Source organism: Mesorhizobium sp. M0808, assembly GCF_040320025.1.
GTDB lineage: Bacteria > Pseudomonadota > Alphaproteobacteria > Rhizobiales > Rhizobiaceae > Mesorhizobium.
The window spans coordinates 1-511 of the sequence record NZ_JAMYOX010000155.1; the positions used below are offsets into that span (position 1 = coordinate 1).

General features: G+C 56.4%; 1 pseudogene. It reads right to left on the bottom strand.

The features are described 5' to 3' along the window. Positions 1 to 72 precede the first annotated feature (72 nt). Positions 73 to 511 (bottom strand): annotated as a pseudogene (virG, locus tag NKI25_RS36430) (two-component system response regulator VirG); the annotation flags it as partial.

Below are 511 nucleotides of genomic sequence, written 5' to 3' on the forward strand. Positions count from 1 at the left end.
GTAATTGATCAGGCTGGTACTGTTGGAAGGCTTGATCAGCCTCGTCACCCCAATCTCCAGCATAGCTCACTGTCACGCGGCCAACGTGCCTCCGTAGCTAACATCTACGTCAGCGTTGAAGAAGTACCCTGCGCCACGGGATGTTTTGACCAGGCGAGGGTTGGCCGCATCAGCCTCCAGCTTTCGGCGCAAGCGCATGATTAGGACATCGATACTTCGATCGTACACCTCTTCTCCACGCACACGGCTCGCGAGCAAAAGCCGTTCTCTGGATAGCACGTTGCGGGGGTTCTCCAGAAATGCGATCAAGAGATTGAACTCACATGCGGTAAGCTTGACCTCGCCACGCTCCGCACAGATCAGTCGCCGCTGCTTCACGCTGAGCTTCCAGGCCCCAAAGCGAAATGAGCGCTGCTCTCTGGTTCGCGGACTAGAAATGCGCTGGCGTAGCGCTACTCGAATGCGGGCCAAGAATTCGCGCATCCCGAAAGGCTTGGGAATGAAATCGGTT